At 72.2% G+C, this 18,310-nt stretch carries 15 protein-coding genes; 8 read left to right on the top strand and 7 right to left on the bottom strand.

What is annotated here, in order from left to right; all coding sequences use genetic code 11:
* Positions 1 to 7 precede the first annotated feature (7 nt).
* Genes iolB through mmsA form a run of 3 tightly spaced genes read left to right on the top strand, consistent with a single transcriptional unit; the run spans position 8 to position 4,229 of the window.
* Positions 8 to 823: a 5-deoxy-glucuronate isomerase gene (gene iolB / locus ACH45E_RS40280; RefSeq protein WP_361453088.1), complete on the top strand. Its 816-nt coding sequence runs from the start codon at positions 8 to 10 to the stop codon at positions 821 to 823.
* On the top strand, positions 820 to 2,712 hold the full coding sequence (iolD, locus tag ACH45E_RS40285) for a 3D-(3,5/4)-trihydroxycyclohexane-1,2-dione acylhydrolase (decyclizing) (RefSeq protein WP_361453091.1): 1,893 nt from the start codon (positions 820 to 822) through the stop codon (positions 2,710 to 2,712). Before iolB ends, iolD begins: the two co-directional genes overlap by 4 nt.
* 14 nt (positions 2,713 to 2,726) lie before the next feature.
* Positions 2,727 to 4,229, top strand: coding sequence for a CoA-acylating methylmalonate-semialdehyde dehydrogenase (gene mmsA / locus ACH45E_RS40290; RefSeq protein ID WP_361453094.1), 1,503 nt, complete (start codon positions 2,727 to 2,729; stop codon positions 4,227 to 4,229).
* A 49-nt stretch (positions 4,230 to 4,278) separates the two neighbouring features.
* On the opposite strand, the gene ACH45E_RS40295 is transcribed toward mmsA, so the two are convergent.
* Positions 4,279 to 5,115, bottom strand: coding sequence for a hypothetical protein (locus ACH45E_RS40295; protein WP_361453096.1), 837 nt, complete (start codon positions 5,113 to 5,115; stop codon positions 4,279 to 4,281).
* 244 nt (positions 5,116 to 5,359) lie between these two features.
* On the opposite strand from ACH45E_RS40295, the gene ACH45E_RS40300 reads away from it, so the two are divergent.
* Complete coding sequence (locus ACH45E_RS40300; RefSeq protein WP_361453099.1) at positions 5,360 to 6,757, top strand: APC family permease; 1,398 nt, start codon at positions 5,360 to 5,362, stop codon at positions 6,755 to 6,757.
* Positions 6,758 to 6,760: 3 nt separating this feature from the next.
* Here the strand turns inward: ACH45E_RS40300 and ACH45E_RS40305 are convergent, their stop codons facing one another.
* On the bottom strand, positions 6,761 to 7,183 hold the full coding sequence (locus ACH45E_RS40305) for a GNAT family N-acetyltransferase (protein ID WP_361453102.1): 423 nt from the start codon (positions 7,181 to 7,183) through the stop codon (positions 6,761 to 6,763).
* A 115-nt stretch (positions 7,184 to 7,298) separates the two neighbouring features.
* Here ACH45E_RS40305 and ACH45E_RS40310 point away from each other — a divergent pair, with 115 nt between their 5' ends.
* The 3 genes from ACH45E_RS40310 to ACH45E_RS40320 all read left to right on the top strand — a co-directional run bounded on the left by ACH45E_RS40310 (position 7,299) and on the right by ACH45E_RS40320 (position 11,603).
* Positions 7,299 to 9,950 (top strand): CocE/NonD family hydrolase, encoded by a 2,652-nt coding sequence (locus ACH45E_RS40310; protein WP_361453105.1) that lies wholly within the window; start codon positions 7,299 to 7,301, stop codon positions 9,948 to 9,950.
* On the top strand, positions 9,947 to 10,837 hold the full coding sequence (locus tag ACH45E_RS40315; protein WP_361453108.1) for an ABC transporter permease: 891 nt from the start codon (positions 9,947 to 9,949) through the stop codon (positions 10,835 to 10,837). The genes ACH45E_RS40310 and ACH45E_RS40315 overlap by 4 nt, the downstream gene beginning before the upstream one ends.
* A 211-nt stretch (positions 10,838 to 11,048) precedes the next feature.
* Positions 11,049 to 11,603, top strand: coding sequence for a chaplin (locus tag ACH45E_RS40320; protein ID WP_361453111.1), 555 nt, complete (start codon positions 11,049 to 11,051; stop codon positions 11,601 to 11,603).
* Positions 11,604 to 11,673: 70 nt separating this feature from the next.
* Here the strand turns inward: ACH45E_RS40320 and ACH45E_RS40325 are convergent, their stop codons facing one another.
* Entirely contained in the window at positions 11,674 to 12,945 is a 1,272-nt protein-coding gene (locus ACH45E_RS40325) for an NAD(P)-binding domain-containing protein (protein WP_361453114.1), read from the bottom strand.
* Positions 12,945 to 14,198, bottom strand: coding sequence for an ATP-grasp domain-containing protein (locus ACH45E_RS40330; protein WP_361453117.1), 1,254 nt, complete (start codon positions 14,196 to 14,198; stop codon positions 12,945 to 12,947). Before ACH45E_RS40330 ends, ACH45E_RS40325 begins: the two co-directional genes overlap by 1 nt.
* A 177-nt stretch (positions 14,199 to 14,375) precedes the next feature.
* Between ACH45E_RS40330 and ACH45E_RS40335 the strand changes: the two genes are divergently transcribed.
* A complete protein-coding gene (locus tag ACH45E_RS40335) occupies positions 14,376 to 15,632 on the top strand; it encodes a glycosyl hydrolase (RefSeq protein ID WP_361453120.1) in 1,257 nt (418 codons plus the stop codon).
* A gap of 29 nt (positions 15,633 to 15,661) precedes the next feature.
* Here ACH45E_RS40335 and ACH45E_RS40340 read toward each other — a convergent pair whose 3' ends face one another.
* The 3 genes from ACH45E_RS40340 to ACH45E_RS40350 are packed head-to-tail and all read right to left on the bottom strand — an operon-like array spanning position 15,662 to position 18,271.
* The gene (locus ACH45E_RS40340) at positions 15,662 to 16,378 is read right to left on the bottom strand and encodes a lipopolysaccharide biosynthesis protein (protein WP_361453123.1); all 717 of its coding nucleotides are present in this window, start codon (positions 16,376 to 16,378) and stop codon (positions 15,662 to 15,664) included.
* On the bottom strand, positions 16,375 to 17,580 hold the full coding sequence (locus ACH45E_RS40345) for a glycosyltransferase (RefSeq protein ID WP_361453126.1): 1,206 nt from the start codon (positions 17,578 to 17,580) through the stop codon (positions 16,375 to 16,377). Before ACH45E_RS40345 ends, ACH45E_RS40340 begins: the two co-directional genes overlap by 4 nt.
* Position 17,581: 1 nt before the next feature.
* Positions 17,582 to 18,271 carry a polysaccharide deacetylase family protein gene (locus tag ACH45E_RS40350; RefSeq protein WP_361453404.1) on the bottom strand — a complete coding sequence of 230 codons (690 nt, stop codon included), beginning with the start codon at positions 18,269 to 18,271 and terminating at the stop codon, positions 17,582 to 17,584.
* Positions 18,272 to 18,310: the final 39 nt, after the last annotated feature.

The raw sequence follows: 18,310 nt of genomic DNA on the forward strand, positions 1-18,310 counted from the left end.
GGGCCGTATGACCAGCAACGACCTGCACCTCCGCCAGGGCACGACCGCGGGCGCCCAGTATGTGCTCGACGTCGACCCCAAGCGGGCCGGCTGGACGTACAGCGGCCTGCGCGTGGTCGAGCTGGCGCCGGGCGGGACGCACACCTTCACCACCGGCGACAGCGAATGGATCGTGCTTCCGCTCAGCGGCGGTTGTACGGTGCGGGTGGAGGACGAAGAGTTCCAAATCCTGGGCAGGGACAGCGTGTTCGACGGGGTCTCCGACTTCGTGTACGCGCCCCGTGACGCCCGGGTCCAGATCGCCTCCGGCGCGGGAGGCCGCTTCGCCCTGGCAGGAGCGAAGTGCGAGCGACGACTCCCCGCCCGCTACGGCCCCGCGCCGGAGGTCCCCGTCGAAGACCGCGGCAGCGGCACCAGCGCCCGCCAGGTGCGCAACTTCGCCTCCGCGGACTCGTTCGACTGCGACCGGCTGATCGCCGTCGAGGTGATCACCCCGGGCGGGAACTGGTCCTCGTACCCGCCGCACAAGCACGACGAGCACCGGCCCGGCGAGGAAGCGGAGCTGGAGGAGATCTACTACTTCGAGATCGAGGGTCCGAACGGTTTCGGCTATCAGCGCGTATTCCCCTCCCGTGAGGGCGGATCGGACGTCCTCGCGGAGGTCCGCACCGGCGACGCCGTCCTCGTCCCCGACGGATGGCACGGCCCGTCCATCGCCCAGCCCGGCCACGCCATGTACTACCTGAACGTCATGGCCGGTCCGGGCGAGACGCGGGAATGGCGGATCTGCTTCCACCCGGACCACACGGAGGGTTACCGATGACTCCGACGACCTCAACGACGAGGCTCACGGTCGCGCAGGCGCTCGTCCGCTTCCTGTCCGCGCAAGTCACGGAGCGGGACGGCGCACGGCAGCGGCTGATCGGCGCCACCTGGGGCATCTTCGGCCACGGCAATGTGGCGGGCATCGGGCAGGCGCTCATCGAGTACACGGGCGACATGCCGTACCACCAGGGCCGCAACGAGCAGTCCATGGTGCACGCGGCGGTCGGCTACGCCCGTCAGTCGAACCGCCTGTCCACGCACGCGGTGACGACCTCCATCGGCCCCGGCGCGACCAACCTGGTCACCGGCGCCGCCCTCGCCACCATCAACCACCTCCCGGTCCTGCTGCTGCCCGGCGACGTCTTCGCGACCCGCCCGGCGGACCCGGTGCTCCAGCAGCTGGAGGTGCCGTACGCGGGGGACGTGTCGGTCAACGACTGCCTGCGCCCGGTGTCCAGGTACTTCGACCGGATCACCCGGCCGGAGGCCCTGATCCCGGCCGCCCTGCAGGCGATGCGCGTGCTCACCGACCCGGTGGAGACGGGCGCGGTCACCCTCGCGCTGCCGCAGGACGTGCAGGCCGAGGCGTACGACTGGCCCGAGGAGTTCTTCGCCGAGCGGGTGTGGAACGTACGGCGGCCGGGCGCTGACCCGGCCGAACTCGCCGAGGCGGTACGGGTCGTTCGGGCCGCGAAGCGGCCGCTCGTCATCGCGGGCGGCGGAGTCCACCACAGCCGTGCCGAGGACGCCCTCGCCGAGTTCGCGGCGGCTACCCGTATACCCGTCGCCTCCACCCAGGCCGGCAAGGGCTCCCTGCGCCACGACCACCCGCAGGACGTCGGCGGCGTCGGCCACACCGGCACCGCCACCGCCGACGAACTAGCCCGCACCGCCGACCTGGTGATAGGCGTGGGCACCCGGTACACCGACTTCACCACCGCCTCCGGAACCCTCTTCGAGAACCCGGACGTCCGCTTCCTCAACCTCAACATCGCGCCCTTCGACGGTCACAAGCTCGCCGGAACCCCGCTGGTCGCGGACGCCCGCAGCGGACTCCAGGAGCTGACCGAGGCGCTGGCGATGCACGGCCACCGGATCGCCGACTCGTACGCCACCGAGTACACCGAGGACAAGGAGCGCTGGGAGCAGCGCGTCGACGCCTGCTACGAGGCCGACGAGCCGGACGTACGGCCGACGCAGCCGCAGGTCCTGGGCGCGCTGGACGCGATCGTCGACGAGACGGACGTGCTCGTCAACGCGGCCGGCTCCCTCCCCGGCGACCTGCACAAGCTGTGGCGCACCCGGTCGCGTGACCAGTACCACCTGGAGTACGGCTACTCCTGCATGGGCTACGAGATCCCGGCCGCGATCGGTGTGAAGATGGCCGCCCCGGACCGGCCGGTCTGGGCGCTGGTCGGTGACGGGACGTATCTGATGATGCCGACGGAGATCGTCACGGCGGTGCAGGAGGGGATCGCGATCAAGATCCTGCTCGTGCAGAACCACGGGTACGCGTCGATCGGCGGTCTGTCGGAGTCGGTCGGCGGCGAACGCTTCGGCACCGCCTACCGCTACGCGTCGGAGGACGGCACGTTCACCGGCGCCCCGCTGCCCGTCGACCTCGCCGCCAACGCGGCCAGCCTCGGTATGCGCGTGCTGCGCGCGAAGACCGTACGGGACCTGCGCGCGGCGCTCGCCGAGGCGCGGGCCGCCGACACTCCCACATGTGTCTACGTGGAGACCGAAACCGCAGACACAGTGTCGGGCGCGCCCCCGGCGCAGGCCTGGTGGGATGTTCCTGTGGCCGAGACCGCGACCCGATCGTCCGCGGTCAAGGCACGTGAGCTGTACGAACGGCACGTCTCTACCCGACGCCGCCATCTGTGAAGGAGTACTCGGTCATGACGAAGATCGTCAACCACTGGATCGGCGGCAAGACCGTCGAGGGCGCCTCGGGTACGTACGGGCCGGTCACGGACCCGGCGACCGGCGCGGTCACCACGAAGGTCGCGTTCGCCTCGGTGGACGAGGTGGACGCCGCGGTCGCCGCCGCGAAGGACGCGTACCTGACGTGGGGCCAGTCCTCGCTGGCCCAGCGGACCTCGATCCTGTTCAAGTTCCGGGCGCTGCTGGACGCCAACCGGGACGCCATCGCCGAGCTGATCACCGCCGAGCACGGCAAGGTGCACTCCGACGCCCTCGGCGAGGTGGCGCGCGGCCTGGAGATCGTGGACCTGGCCTGCGGCATCAACGTGCAGCTGAAGGGCGAGCTGTCGACGCAGGTCGCGAGCCGGGTGGACGTGTCCTCGATCCGGCAGCCGCTGGGTGTCGTCGCGGGCATCACGCCGTTCAACTTCCCGGCGATGGTCCCGATGTGGATGTTCCCGATCGCCATCGCGTGCGGCAACACGTTCGTGCTGAAGCCGAGCGAGAAGGACCCGTCGGCGGCGGTCAAGATCGCCGAACTGCTGGCGGAAGCCGGTCTCCCGGACGGTGTGTTCAACGTCGTGCACGGTGACAAGGTGGCGGTGGACCGCCTCCTGGAGCACCCGGACGTCAAGGCCGTCTCCTTCGTCGGCTCGACCCCGATCGCCCGCTACATCCACACCACGGCCTCCGCCAACGGCAAGCGCGTACAGGCGCTCGGCGGTGCGAAGAACCACATGCTGGTGCTGCCGGACGCCGACCTGGACGCGGCGGCCGACGCGGCGGTGAGCGCGGCCTACGGCTCCGCGGGCGAGCGCTGCATGGCGATCTCGGCGGTCGTCGCCGTCGGCGCGATCGGTGACACGCTGGTGGAGAAGATCCGCGAGCGCGCCGAGAAGATCAAGATCGGCCCGGGCAACGACCCGACGTCCGAGATGGGCCCGCTGATCACCAAGGTCCACCGCGACAAGGTGGCCTCGTACGTCGAGGGCGCGGCGGCCGAGGGCTGCGAGGTCGTGCTCGACGGCACGGGCTTCACGGTGGACGGCTTCGAGGACGGCCACTGGATCGGCATCTCGCTGCTCGACAGGGTGCCGACCACCGCGAAGGCGTACCAGGACGAGATCTTCGGCCCGGTGCTGACCGTGCTGCGCGTCGACACGTACGAGGAGGGCATCTCCCTCATCAACGCCTCGCCGTTCGGCAACGGCACCGCGATCTTCACCCGGGACGGTGGCGCGGCCCGCCGCTTCCAGCTGGAGGTCGAGGCCGGCATGGTCGGCGTGAACGTGCCGATCCCGGTCCCCGTCGGCTACCACAGCTTCGGCGGCTGGAAGGACTCGCTCTTCGGCGACCACCACATCTACGGCAACGACGGCACGCACTTCTACACCCGCGGCAAGGTCGTCACCACCCGCTGGCCGGACCCGGCCGACGCCCCGGCGGGCGTGGACCTGGGCTTCCCGCGCAACCACTGACGCCGTACGGTGCCCTGCCTCTCCGAGAGGAGGCGGGGCACCGGTGTGTTCAGCCCTGCGTGCGCCGCTGTTGCTGCCGCTTCACCACGTCGGTGAGGTCGGCGGTCTTCGAGGCGGGCGGGGCCTTCACGGTGGCCGTCTTGCCGAACTTGTCGAAGTCCAGGGTCACCGTCATGGTGCCCATCTGCTGCTTCATCCGCACCGGAAGGTCATCGGAGCCGACCCAGACGTCCATGGTGATCGACTTGACGCCGAGCGCCGAGCCCATCGGGGAGTCCTTGCCGTAGGCCTCCTTGAACTTGCCCATGTGCGCCTGGTCGACCACGGCCCGGTAGTGGGTCGCGCGCCGCCCGTCCACGGTCTGCGTACCGAGGTTGTCGGCGTCGTTCGCGTACTTCAGCCCCTTCAGGGAGGCCGAAGGGCTGCCGCCGCTTCCCGCGAGGGCCTGTGCGCCCTTCTCCCCGAAGATGGCCGAGCCGTCGATCTTGATCCAGGTCTTGCCCTTGTACGGGCCGGAGGCCAGCGGGTCGACGTTGTAGTAGTAGGAACCGCCGACGAACAGGCAGCGGATCTTGGGGGAGTGCTGAAGGGCCTGCATCTTCGCGGCCTTGGTGTCCATCTCGACGTCCATGGCGTTTCCGTCGCCCCACGAGTACGTGCCGTCCATGGCTATCGGGGTGCCGTTGCCGAGGTCCGTCGTCGTCCGTACCTCGGCGGACCCCAGGGCCTCGGTCCGGTCCGTCGCCCGGGCCAGCGCCGCCATCGCCTTGCCGGCGCTGTCGACCGTCTTGGCGGCCGTCTTCGCCCCCTCCGTGCCGCACGCGGAGGTCGCCAGCAGCGCCGCCGCCGTACACGCCACCCAGGCAGCGCTCTTCCCCAGCCTCATGTATCCCCACCCCTTGCTGTGTTCCGGCTGTGACCGGTGAACCCTAGCGGGACACACTGACAGGTCCGGATGCCGGACGTCCTGACAATTTTTCGCCGTTCCCCTGCGGTTACCGCACGCCCCAATGGGGCGGAAGGGACTGCGTCGAATTGCTGTTTACGAGATGAACGGGGTGCTCGATCTACGAATTCCGTAGGTAAACACCCATTGACGCCTCGGTTTTCGTCGGGGTTCGATGCACCGCATGACCGACACGCTCCGCCCTGTCGAGCCGACCGCCCCAGAGGCGGGCGACAGCCCCCAGAAACTCAAGCGTTCCATCGGGGTGGTCGGCGGCACCCTCCTCACACTGTCCTGCGTGACGCCCGCTTCCACGCTCTTCGTGGTCGTCCCGGACCTGTTCGGCTCGCTCGGCACCGCCACCGCGCTGACGATCGCCATCGGCTCCCTCCTCTGTATCGCCGTGGCGTTCTGCTACTCGGAGCTGGGCACCCTCATCCCCAGCGCGGGCGGCGAGTACGCCATGGTGTCGACGCTGGCCGGACGGCTGGCGGGCTGGCTGGTCTTCGTGCTGTCCCTGCTGGTCGTCATGATCGTGCCGCCGGTGATCGCCATGGGCACCGCCGACTACCTCGCCCCGATCGTCCACCTCGACCCGGCCCTGACCGGCGCCGGCGTGATGCTCCTCGCCACCCTCGCGGGCCTGCTCGACCTGCGCGCCAACGCCTGGATCACCGGCGTCTTCCTGGTCCTGGAGGTCGTCGCCGCCGGGGTCGTCGCCGTCCTGGGCTTCACGCACGCCCACCGCGGCCTCGGCAGCCTCACCTCGATGCGGGTCGCCGGCGCCGCCGGGCACACCGACACCGTGACGGCCATGCTGGTCGTCTCCGGCCTGGCGATCGCCCTCTTCGTCACCCAGGGCTTCTCGACCGCCGTCTACCTCTCCGAGGAACTGGAGCACCCGCGCCGCAACGTCGCCCGCACGGTGCTGGCCACCCTCGCCATCTCCACCGTGGTCATCCTCGTCCCGGTCGCCGCCATCACCCTGGGCGCCTCCGACATCGAGGAGCTGACCGGCGGCGACATCAGCTCCATGGTCACCGCCTGGTCCGACTCCGCCGTCGGCACCTTCGTCAGCCTCTGCGTGGCCCTCGCGATCATCAACGCGGGCATCGTCATGGTCATCCAGAACTCCCGCGTCCTGTTCGCCTCCGCCCGCGACAAGGCCTGGCCCGAGCCGGTCAACAACGTCTTCTCCAAGCTCGGCCGCTTCGGCTCCCCCTGGGTCGCCACGCTCGCCGTCGGCGTCCCCGGCGCGCTGCTCTGCTTCGTCAACCTGGACACGCTGTACGGCGTCACGGGCGTCTCCGTGACCGGCATGTACCTGCTCGTCGCCATCGCCGCCCTGCTCGCCCGCCGCGGCCACCACCAGCACACCCCCGCCTGGCGCATGCCGCTGTGGCCCGCGATGCCGGTGCTGCTGATCGCGGTCCTGACGTACATCCTCAGCCGGCAGGAGACGAGCTACCTCCTGTGGACCGGCGGCATCACCGCCGTCGCCACCCTCTACTGGGCCCTCTACCTCCGCCCGCGCCGCGAGACCCGCTGGCTGGTGTCGATCCCGGAGGACGCCCAGGCCTGACGCTCACGTGAAGTCCCACGTCACCACCGAGCACGTACCGTCGCCCTTGCCGCCCGCACTGCGATACGCGGCAAGGGCGCCGTCGTTCCCGGTGTCGACCAGGACCCACATCCCGTAGCAGCCCAGCTCCCGGCCCACCGCCGCGAGCCGGCCGACCAGCGCCCGCCCGATGCCCCGCCGCCGGTACCGCTCCGCGACCGCGAGCTCGTACAGGAACATCTCCATGCCCTTGTCGGGATGGATCGTCCCGACGCCGCTGACGAAGCCGACGGGGACGTCCTCGCCGTCCCGTACCTCGTAGGCCAGGAGCAGATGGTGTCCGGCGGCCGTCAGGAAACGCTCGGCCCACTCGGGGCGGACGGCTTGGTCGAACAGGTGTTCGGCGGCGGTGACCTCGGCGACGGAGTGTGCGCGGCGAATCTCCATGGGCCTTCGTACCACGGCTGGTGTAGGCGGTGGCAGGCTCGTACTCCCAGGGGAGGGGCGGGGGTTCAACCCGGTGGTTGCATCGGTTGCCGGCGGTGGCCCGTACCGTGGACGCATGGATCTTCGATTGCCCGGCGTGCGCGGGTTGCTGCGGGGGCCGCGGCGGATGATGGCCGCCGCGGCCGCCGTCGTCGTGCTCGCCGGTGCCGGTACGTGGACGGCCGTCGCCTCCGACGACACGCCCCCGGTCCGCCGGACCGACCGGGTGATGAGCATGGGCGACGGGGTGCGCGTCGACACCTCGTACTTCACCACCGGCGGCTCCGGCCGCCGCCCCGCCGTCCTGCTGGCGCACGGCTTCGGCGGCAGCAAGGACGACGTACGGCAGCAGGCCCAGGACCTCGCGAGAGACGGGTACGCGGTGCTGACCTGGTCGGCACGCGGCTTCGGGCACTCGACGGGGAAGATCGGCATCAACGACCCCAAGGGCGAGGTCGCCGACGTCTCCCGGCTCATCGACTGGCTGGCGAAGCAGCCGCAGGTCCGGCTCGACAAGGCGGGCGACCCGCGCGTGGGCATGGCCGGCGCCTCGTACGGCGGGGCGATCTCCCTGCTCACCGCCGGATACGACCACCGGGTGGACGCCATCGCCCCCTCGATCACCTACTGGAACCTCGCGGACGCCCTGTTCCCCGACGGTGTCTACAAGAAGCTGTGGGCCGGGATCTTCTTCAACGAGGGCGGCGGCTGCGCCCGGTTCGAGCCCGCGCTGTGCCGGATGTACGACCGGGTCGCCGAGTCGGGCAAGCCGGACGCGGCGGCGCGGAAACTGCTCGAGGAGCGCTCGCCGTCCGCCGTCGCCGACCGCATCAAGGTGCCGACGCTGCTGACCCAGGGCCAGACCGACTCCCTGTTCACGCTCGCCCAGTCCGACGCGGCCGAGAAGGCCATCCGCGCGAACGGCGCCCCGGTCGACGTCGACTGGATCGCCGGCGGGCACGACGGCGGCGACATGGAGGCCGGCCGCGTGCAGGCCCGTGTGACGGCCTGGTTCGACCACTACCTCAAGGGTGACAAGGGCGCCGACACCGGCCCGGCCTTCCGGGTCACCCGCACCGGAGGCGTCGACTCCACCGACGGCGCCGCCCGGTTGCGGGGTGCGACCGCGGACACCTACCCCGGGCTGGAGAGCGGCCGCCGGGAGATCGCGCTCGACGGCGGTGAGCAGCACGTCACCAACCCGCCGGGAGCCAGCCCGCCCGGGGTCTCCGCCCTGCCCGGACTCGGCGGCTCAGGCGGCCTCTCCCAGCTGTCCTCGCTCGGCGTCGGGGTGTCCCTCGACTTCCCCGGCCAGTTCGCCGCCTTCGACTCCCGGCCGGTGGGCGGCGACCTCCAGATCACCGGCTCGCCCACCGTGACCGTCCACGTCACCTCGACGAGCGACGACGCCGTGCTCTTCGGGAAGGTGTACGACGTCTCGCCCGACGGCACCCAGAAGGTGCTGCCCTCCCAGCTGGTCGCACCGGTCCGGGTCGAGGGCGCCAAGTCAGGCAAGGACGTCACGCTCACGCTCCCGGCGGTCGACCACGACGTGCTGAAGGGCCACCGGCTGCGCCTGGTCCTCGCCTCCACCGACCTCGGCTACGCCTCCCCGGCGGCCCCCGCCACGTACACCGTCTCCCTGAAGGGCGACCTGAGCGTGCCGACGGCCCCCGGCGTGAGCACGGCGTCGGCGCCGCTGCCCGCCTGGGTGTGGTGGCTGCCCGTGGCGGGCGCGGCGGGCGCACTGGCGCTGCTGGTCACCGGCCGCCGCCGCACAGCGGCGCCCGGCCCGGACCCCGAGCTGGCCGAAGTGCCGTTGCAGATAACCGGCCTGAGCAAGCGGTACGCGAGGTCCGCGGACCGGTACGCCGTGCGGGAGCTGTCCTTCCGCGTGGAGAAGGGCCAGGTCCTCGGCCTGCTCGGGCCGAACGGCGCGGGCAAGACGACCACCCTGCGCATGCTGATGGGCCTGATCCGGCCGGACGGCGGCGAGATCCGCGTCTTCGGGCACGCGATCCGGCCCGGCGCGCCGGTGCTGTCCCGGGTCGGCGCGTTCGTGGAGGGCGCGGGATTCCTTCCGCACCTGTCCGGGCGGGAGAACCTGGAGCTGTACTGGCGGGCCACCGGCCGCCCCGCCGAGGACGCGCACCTTCAGGAGGCCCTGGAGATCGCGGGCCTGGGCGACGCGCTCGCCCGCGCGGTGCGCACCTACTCCCAGGGCATGCGCCAGCGCCTGGCCATCGCCCAGGCCATGCTCGGCCTGCCGGACCTGCTCATCCTCGACGAACCCACCAACGGCCTCGACCCGCCCCAGATCCGCGAGATGCGCGAGGTGATGATCCGTTACGCGGCGGCCGGGCGCACGGTGATCGTCTCCAGCCATCTGCTGGCGGAGGTCGAGCAGTCCTGCACGCACCTGGTGGTGATGGACCGGGGCCGGCTCGTCCAGGCGGGACCGGTGGCCGAGATCACCGGGTCCGGCGACACCCTGCTGGTCGGCACCGCCACGCCCGTGGAGGAGCCGGTCGTGGAGAAGGTGGCCGCGCTGCCCGGTGTCGCCTCGGCCGTCCTCGCCGAGGGCGGGATCCTCGTCCGTCTCGACACCGGCGGGAGCGCACCGCGCCTGGTCGCCGAACTGGTCCGGCTCGACATCCCCGTCGAGTCCGTCGGCCCGCACCGCCGCCTGGAAGACGCCTTCCTCACCCTGATCGGAGGCACGGCATGAGCACGCTCGCCGAGCAGCCGGAGCCCGTCGCGCACACGGAGCCCGTCGAGACCGCCTCCGGCTACCGGGCCGGCCGCACCCTGCCGCTGAGGGTGGAGCTGGTCCGCCAGCTCAAGCGGCGCCGCACGCTGATCATGGGCGGGATCCTCGCCGTCCTGCCGTTCGTCCTGGTCATCGCCTTCGCCATCGGCGGCGACCCGGGGGGCCGCAACAACCAGGTCACGCTGATGGACACGGCCACCGCGTCCGGGGCCAACTTCGCCGCGGTGAACCTGTTCGTGTCGGCGGGTTTCCTGCTGGTGATCCCGGTCGCCCTGTTCTGCGGGGACACCGTGGCCTCGGAGGCGAGCTGGTCCTCGCTGCGCTATCTGCTGGCCGCGCCCGTGCCCCGGGCCCGGCTGCTGTGGTCCAAGCTCGTCGTGGGGCTCGGGCTCAGCCTGGCCGCGATGGTGCTGCTGCCGGTCGTGGCGCTGGCCGTCGGCACGGCCGCCTACGGCTGGGGCCCGCTGCGGATCCCCACCGGCGGCGCGCTCGACCCGGGCACGGCGGCGCAGCGGCTGCTGGTGGTCGTCGCGTACATCTTCGTGTCCCAACTGGTCACCGCCGGGCTCGCGTTCTGGCTGTCGACGAAGACGGACGCCCCGCTGGGCGCGGTCGGCGGCGCGGTGGGCCTCACCATCGTCGGCAACGTCCTCGACGCCGTCACCGCCCTCGGGCACTGGCGCGACTTCCTGCCCGCGCACTGGCAGTTCGCCTGGGCGGACATCGTGCAGCCGCGGCCCGAGTGGTCCGGCATGATCCAGGGCACGGCGATTTCCGTGACGTATGCCGTGGTGCTGTTCGCTCTCGCATTCCGGGGTTTCGCCCGGAAAGACGTGGTGTCGTAGGGGCCGTCCAACCGGGTGAATCCCCGCAACCAATTCCCTGCCGCCGGGTTGATGAAGCAGTGGGGCATGTGACCTGCCCGTTCCGATCGACCTGTACGGCAGATCGGTCGCATTTCCCGGCTGTGTCATGGCCGGCCTCGGACGTCGATCCCCGTCCGAGGCCGGCTTTCCCAATTCTTCAAGCAGGAAGATAACCACATTGCGACAGACCATGTGCAGGGGAGCGCTCGCGGCGGCCGCCGCCACGGGCATTCTCTCCCTGTCCTACAGCGCCGCCTTCGCTGACTCGAACGCGGCGGGAACCGCCAAGGATTCCCCCGGTGTCCTGGCCGGCAACAGCGTTCAGGCGCCAATCGACGCGCCGGTGAACGTGTGCGGCAACACCGTCAACGGGGTCGCCGCGCTCAACACCGCGTTCGGCAACGACTGCGAGAACGACTCGGCGCCGGGGCCCTCCGCGGCCGCCACGCCCGCCAAGCCCGCCACGCCGAGTGTGAGCGTGACGCCTTCGCCCAGCGACGACTGCGCCACCCCCACACCGTCGGCCAGCCCCACCCCGCCCACGCGGGTCGTGGAGAAGCCGCGTCCGACGCCCCCGCCCACGCGGACCAGCCACACGCCGCCGCCCAAGCAGGCCGTCCACGAGCCGCCCCAGCTGGCCGAGACCGGCAGCAAGACGATGCTGGCGACCTCGGCCGCCAGTGCCGCGCTGATCGCGGGCGGGGTCATGATGTACCGCCGCGGCCGGACCGCCGCCCAGCGGTAGCCGCCCCCGGCCGGGCCGCTGACGACTCGCTCTGCGTCAGCGGCCCGGAGAGGCCCGTGCACGGCTGCGGTCAGCGGCGCACCGGCGTCGGCGACCAGTCCCGGCTGCCGCTGCCTCCCGGTACGGGAATCGTCCCGCCCACCGGGGTCTTCCTGAGCCGGCGGCGCACTCCTCGGACGAGGGCCTCCGCCGTGAAGGTCGCGCCCTGCACGAAACGCATGGCCGGACCGAACCCGGAGGCGGTCACCAGACCCGCCATGAACAGGCCGGGCTGGGACGACTCGAAGTCACGTCCGACCGCGGGGGTGCGGTCGGGCAGGGTGGCCAGCGACCCGCGAAGCTCCTCGGAGAGCAGTCCGAGCCGGTCGCAGTGCGCCTTGAACCCCGTGGCGGCGATGACGTGTTCCGTCTCCAGGGTCCGCAGCCCGCCCTTGAGGTTCATCAGGTTCAGCCGCAGACCGCCCGGCACCGCGCCGGCCGAGGTGACCTCGTGGCCCGGCAGCAGCTCCACCGGCCCTTCCACCCGGTCCCGGACCCACCAGGCCCCCGCGGGCCCCAGTGCGGTGGCCGCGATGCGCTGCCGGGTCGCCTCCGGCAGCTGCCGGTAGAGGCCGGGGCGCTCGCTGTAGAACCAGTTCCGCCAGCCGGGGCCGAGGCCGCTGTGCGGGGAGCGGATGTTCTGCCACAGGGGGCGCTCCAGGGGCGGCGGCACATCGTTCCATCGCAGCCCGTCCGCCCGCGCCAGCACCCGTACGCGGGTGCCCTGTTCGGCGAGCAGCGCCGCGGTCTCCAGGGCCGCCTGGCCGCCGCCGATCACCGTGACGTCGCCGCCGCGGAAGCGGTCGAGGTCGCTGTGGTGACTGCTGTGCGTCACCAGCGCGGGGTGCAGTCCGCGCAGCGCCTGCGGCACCTCGACGAACGGCATCACGCCGACCGCCAGCGCCACCGCCCGCGCGTACAGCATCTCCCCGTCCTCGGTGACCACCGTGAAACCGCCGGGTCCTGACGCCACCCGGGTCACCATGCGCTCGTCCACCTCGGGTACCGCGTGCCGCGCGAACCACATGCCGTACGACGCGAACGCCTCGACCGGGATCGGCTCCGCGTGACGCGCCGACAGGCCGTGCTCCGCGCAGTACACGTCCAGGCGCCAGCGCCCGCCCGGATCGGAGAGGTTGGACGCCCACGGCTCCGACTTCAGGAACATGCCGCGGGGCATGTTGTCCCGCCAGGACGCCATGGGCCGCCCGAACACGCGCAGGTTCAGTCCGGCGGCCGCGGCATGGGACGCGATCGACAGGCCGTACGGGCCCGCGCCCACCACCAAAAGGTCGTACTTCATCAATTGCTCGCTTTCTCGTTGTCGGTCAGGGCGGGCGAGGCCGCCCGGGGGATCAGGAGTGGTGCGGGTGCCGCCTTCCTCGCGCCGACCCGCTCCCGCAGCCGGCGGGAGACGTGACGGCACCACAGGGCCCACATCGCCCATCCGGGGGCGCGGTCGTCCGGGGCGTACCAGGCGAGTTCGCGCCCGCCGGGCGCCGGACGGAGCGCGGCGAGCGGTGCGTAGTTCTCCACCACGAACGCCCGTCCGGCCAGCGGGGCGCCTTCGGGCAGTCGGCGGCCCGTCAGGTCCAGGTGCAGGGCGCGTACGACGTCCAGGCCCGCGCCGTCGGCGAAGAGCCGGAACTGGGCTCCGGGCCGCGGGTTGAAGTCGAGGAGGTGGTAGCGGCCCGTCGTGCCGCAGCGGCGGAAGTCGAGGTCGAGGACACCGCGGTAGCCCAGCTCGTCGGTGAGGCGCTCGGCCAGCGCCTGCACCTGCGGGTTGGGGGTCCAGCAGCCCACCGCGGTCAGGCCCGCGCCGCGCGGCCAGGACAGCTGTTTGCGGCCCGGCCCGCCCGCGCGCACGGTGCCCGAGCGGTCGGCGTAGCCGTGGAAGAACCAGTCCCGGTCCTCTCCCGGCGGCAGATAGGCCTGGAGCAGCAGCCTGCTGCCCGCCTCGTCGGTGCGCGAGTGGAGTTCGAGGGCCTGCTGCGTGGAGTGCACCAGCACGGTGCTGCGCAGGTCGCTGCCGGTGGGCAGCAGCCATGGTCGGCTCCACTTGGCCACCATCGGCAGCCCGAGCCTCCGCGCGGCGTCAGCGGCCTCCGCGGGGCTGTCCGGGACCAGGGTCACCGGGTGCGGGATGTCCGCCGAGGCGCAGACGGCGGCGAGTTCCGCCTTGTCGGCGACGCGTTCGGCGAGTTCGCCCGGCAGCGGCGGCAGGAGGTAGGAGGGGGCGAGTTTCTCCCGCATCCGTGCCGTGGCGATCGCGGTCGCGTCGTCCATCGGGATCAGGACGGCGGGACGGCCGATCCGTTCGGCGACACACCGCAGCACGGCGCTGATCTCGTCCGGGGACGCGCCGGGGGGCGGCGGGGGATGCATCCGGCGGACAAATCGCGACCGGTGGACCGGACTTCCCGCCGAGTCGGCGACGACATGCACCTCCACTCCCGCCCGGCCGAGCGAACGCACGGCCCCCAGCGTTCCGTGGTGAAAGGGATTCCGGTCGGTCCGCAGCAGTACGGCGGGGACTCGGGTGTCGAGCAGCGACACGAATTCTCTTTTCTTTGGATCGTCTTTCGGATCGGCTCACCCGTACGGGCGAGCGCGGTACTCGAAAGCCGCAATGGCGGTGGCGCCATGGGCTTTCCTGTGCCTGACTTCATATGACAGTGCGTCAATAATGCGGACAAAGGCAGAAAGCCGGACGAGAGCGAAGAAGGTGCAGGCATGGCCCCACAGCACGAGCGGGCCCGGAGCCGCCGACTGGCCGTGGGCGCGGCGGCTGTCGTCGCTTCCGCGGCGCTGGCCTCCGGTCACGCGGCGGGGGTGGAGGTGCCGCCCCCACCGCGGCCCGCGGTGACCGTCCCGGCCGTTCCTGCCGTCCCCAAGCCGCCGAAGCCGCCGAAGCCGCCCGCGGTGACCCCGCCGGCCATTCCCGACCTGGGATCGGCGTTCGGGGCCTTCCTCAGCTCCGAAGCCGATGGCGTGGCCCGTATTCCGCAGCTCAGCCACTGGCTGGGCGGTGCCGAACTCCGCGTCGGCCACACCTACCTGCCCGGCAACGACTGGAGCGAGATCGAGGGCGACCTCGACTTCCTCGACGCCTGGGCGCGCTGGCGCAACGAGAAGGCCGACCGGATGCTCGTCCTCAACGTCCCCCTCCAGGAGCGCAACGAGGCAGGTGTCTCCGACTCCGAGGTGAGGCAGTTGCTGCGGCGAGGCGCGGCAGGGGAGTTCGACCACCACTTCCGTGCCCTCGCCGAGCGGCTGGTCCGGCTGAAGGTGCCGGACACGGTTCTCGTGCTGGGCTGGGAGATGAACGGAGTCACCTACACCCATCGGTGCGGGCCGGACCCGGAGGCCTGGAAGACGTACTGGAGACGGATCGTCACCACCATGCGGTCGGTGCCGGGCCAGCGGTTCCGGTTCGACTACGCACCGAGCCGCGGCCAGGACTCCGTTCCCTGGACGCGGTGTTATCCCGGGGACGACACGGTCGACATCATCGGAATGGACTCCTACGACCAGCCGACCGGGGAATCGTTCGACGAGCAGGTGAAAGAGCCGTACGGACTGCAGGCGCAGGTGGATTTCGCCAAGGCCCACGGAAAACTCATCTCCTACCCCGAATGGGGGCTTTTCCGCAACGGCGACAACGCCGAGTACATGCGGCGCATGCTCGCGTGGATGGACGAGCACAAACCGCTCTACAACACGCTGACCGACTACTGCCCGCACGGTGTGTTCCAGTGCCGGGCCAACCCGAAGTCGGCCGACGTCTACCGGTCCTACCTCTTCGGCCGCACCGACGACGAGACCCCGGCCCCCACCCCGACTCCCGCACCGGTCCCCAAGCCGACCCCGAAGCCGACGCCCACCGCGCCGCCGGCCTCGCAGGACTGCTCGAAGCTGAACCTGGGCAGCTGGGTGGAGCAATGGCTCGGCGGCAGGCCCTGCGTCCACTGGTGGCCGCGCAGCCACTAGCGCGCCGAGTTCGCCCGGGCGCGCCGTGGTCACCGCTTGCCCCGCTTGCCCAACTTGCCCGGCACGGCGGCGGGGGTGACGGGGGTGGCGGCGGCCGGTGCGGGCACCGAGGCAGATGCGGCGGCGGTGGCGGCGGTGGCGGCGGGGACGGGGTCGTCGTCCTGGCGGGGCCGCCTCGGCCGCGCCAGCAGGGCCAGGCCGCACAGCAGCCCGCCCGCGCTCGCGCCCACCAGGCCGGTCACCGCCGTCGACGCGGAGGTCGGCTCGATCGGCTTGCCCGCCTTCGCGAACTGCACGAGCTGGACGTGGGTGCTCTTCTTGGCGGCGTTCGCCTGCCGGGCCAGCGCGCGGGAGACGGCGTTGGCCATGTCGGAGGCAAGGGCGGGGCGCGAGGAGGTGGCCGACACCGCGACCATCGGAGCGTCCGGTGAGGTCGCCGCCTGCACGTTCCGCTGCAACGTGCGCACCGGCACGCCCGTCGTCACCTGCACGTCCGCCAGCACCGTGAGCTGCGTGGCGACCCGGCCGTACGCCTGCGCGAAGCCCAGGGCGGAGCCCGGGTCGGACTTCTCGGTCGGTACGGCGACGACATAGCTGGTGGCCGTGTACGTCGGCGGGGTCAGCATGCCGTACGCGCCGCCGGCCAGGCCGCCGACGACGGTGCCCGCCGCGAGCAGGGACCACGACGGCAGCTTCCTGACACCGGCCAGGGACAGGCGGCGCCGGCGGGTGGGAGTGTCGGTCATGAGGGGCTGGCTCCCAGAGGTGAGAGGGGCGAAGGCGATGAAGGCGATGAAGACGACGAAGACGACGAAGACGACGAAGACGACGCCGAACTGGAGACCGCTGCCGCGTACACGTCCATGAGGCGGTCCGCGCTGCGGGTGATGCTGTAGCGGTGCGCGGCCTCCGGGACCGCGCGCGGACGGGGGCCCGCCGCCCGGACCTCGGCGATCGCGCGGGCGTACGCGCCGGGTCCGCCGCGTACCCGCCGGGCGCCGGCGGTGGCCCGTGGCGGCAGGTCCTCGATCGCCGGGCAGGAGGCGTAGAGCACGGGCAGGCCGGCGGCCAGCGCCTCCACGACCGCCAGGCCGAAGGCCTCGTCCGCGGACGGGGACGCGAGCAGGTCCATCGCGGCGGTGAGCGAGGGCAGATCGGGGCCCGGTGAGCCGTCCGGGACGTAGGGGCGTTCGCCGGTGAGCAGGACGCGCCCGGCCACGCCGGCCTCGTGTGCCGTGCGGCGCAGGAGGTGTTCCTCGGGACCACCGCCGACGAGCAGCAGCCAGTGGTCGTCCGGCAGCCGGCTGATCGCGCGCACGAGGACGTCGAACCGCTTGCCCTTGGCGAGCCGGCCGATCCCGCCGACGACGAACGCGTCCGCGGGCAGGCCGAGGCGCCGGCGGGTGAGCTCGCGCCGCTCCTGGTCGAAGCGGAAGCGGTCCAGGTCGATGCCGTTGGGGACGACCTCGATGCGGGGCGCGGGCACGCCCCAGCGCCTCAGGCGGTCGGCCACCGTGGGGGAGACGGCGACCGTCGCCGAGCCGAGGCGCTCGCTGGCCAGGTACAGCGCGCGTACCCCCGCGGTCAGCCTGCGGCCCTCCATCTGGGAGTCGCCCAGGGAGTGTTCGGTGGCGACGACCGCGCGGACCCCGGCGAGGCGCGCGGCGAGCCGGCCGTAGACGCAGGCCCGGTACAGGTGCGTGTGTACCAGGTCGTAGCCGCCGGCGCGGATCAGCCGGACCAGGCGCGGGAGCGCGGCCAGGTCGCGGTTGCCGCTCATGCCGAGGTGCGCGACCCGCACGCCGTCCGCGGTGAGGCCGTCGGCGACCGCGCCGGGGTTGGTGAGCGTCACGACGTCGCAGTCGACGGGCAGATGGCGCACCAGCAGGCGCAGCTGCTGCTCGGCCCCGCCGGCGCCGAGGCCGGTGATGATGTGCAGAGCCCGCATCTCAGAGGCCCTCCACCGGGCGCCGGCGCAGCCGGTGCAGACGGTGCTTGAGGTGCAGGCGCCAGGTCGTGTCGTTCTGCCCGACGTGTACGCGCGGCAGGGCGTGCGGGCCGGTCAGCGGGCCGGGGTCGATGGCGCAGGCGTAGGCGTACCCGGCCGCCCTTACGGCCTCGACGGCGCGGGCGTCGACCGTGCCGTACGGGTAGCAGAAGCCGTCGACGCGGGCGCCGGTCAGCTCCGCGATCCGCGCGCGGCTTTCGGTGACCTCGGTCTTGAGGGTGAGGTCGTCCGCCTTGGTGAGGTCGACGTGTGTCAGCCCGTGCGAGCCGATCTCCACGCCCTCGGCGGCCGCGCGCCGGATGCCGTCCGCGGTCAGCAGCGGCTTGCGCGGGCCCAGCGGGTCCCAGGCGTTGTTGCCGCCGAGCCGGCCGGGAAGGACGAAGAGGGTGGCGCCGCAGCCCCAGCGGCGCAGCAGGGGCAGGGCGTCGCTGACGAAGTCGGCGTACCCGTCGTCGAAGGTGAGCCCGACCAGCCCCCGCCCCTCCCCGCGGGCGCGGGCGGCGAGCAGCTCGGCCACGGACACGCCCCGCAGCCCGCGCCGCCGCAGCCACGCCAGCTGCCGCTCGAGCCGCCCGGGCGTGACCGTGATGCGGTACGGGTCGTCCGAGCAGTCGCCCACCGAGTGGTACATCGCCACCCAGGGGACGGGACCCGGGCGGGGGGCGGGGAG

It is taken from the genome of Streptomyces sp. NPDC020299 (assembly GCF_044387825.1).
Lineage (GTDB): Bacteria > Actinomycetota > Actinomycetes > Streptomycetales > Streptomycetaceae > Streptomyces.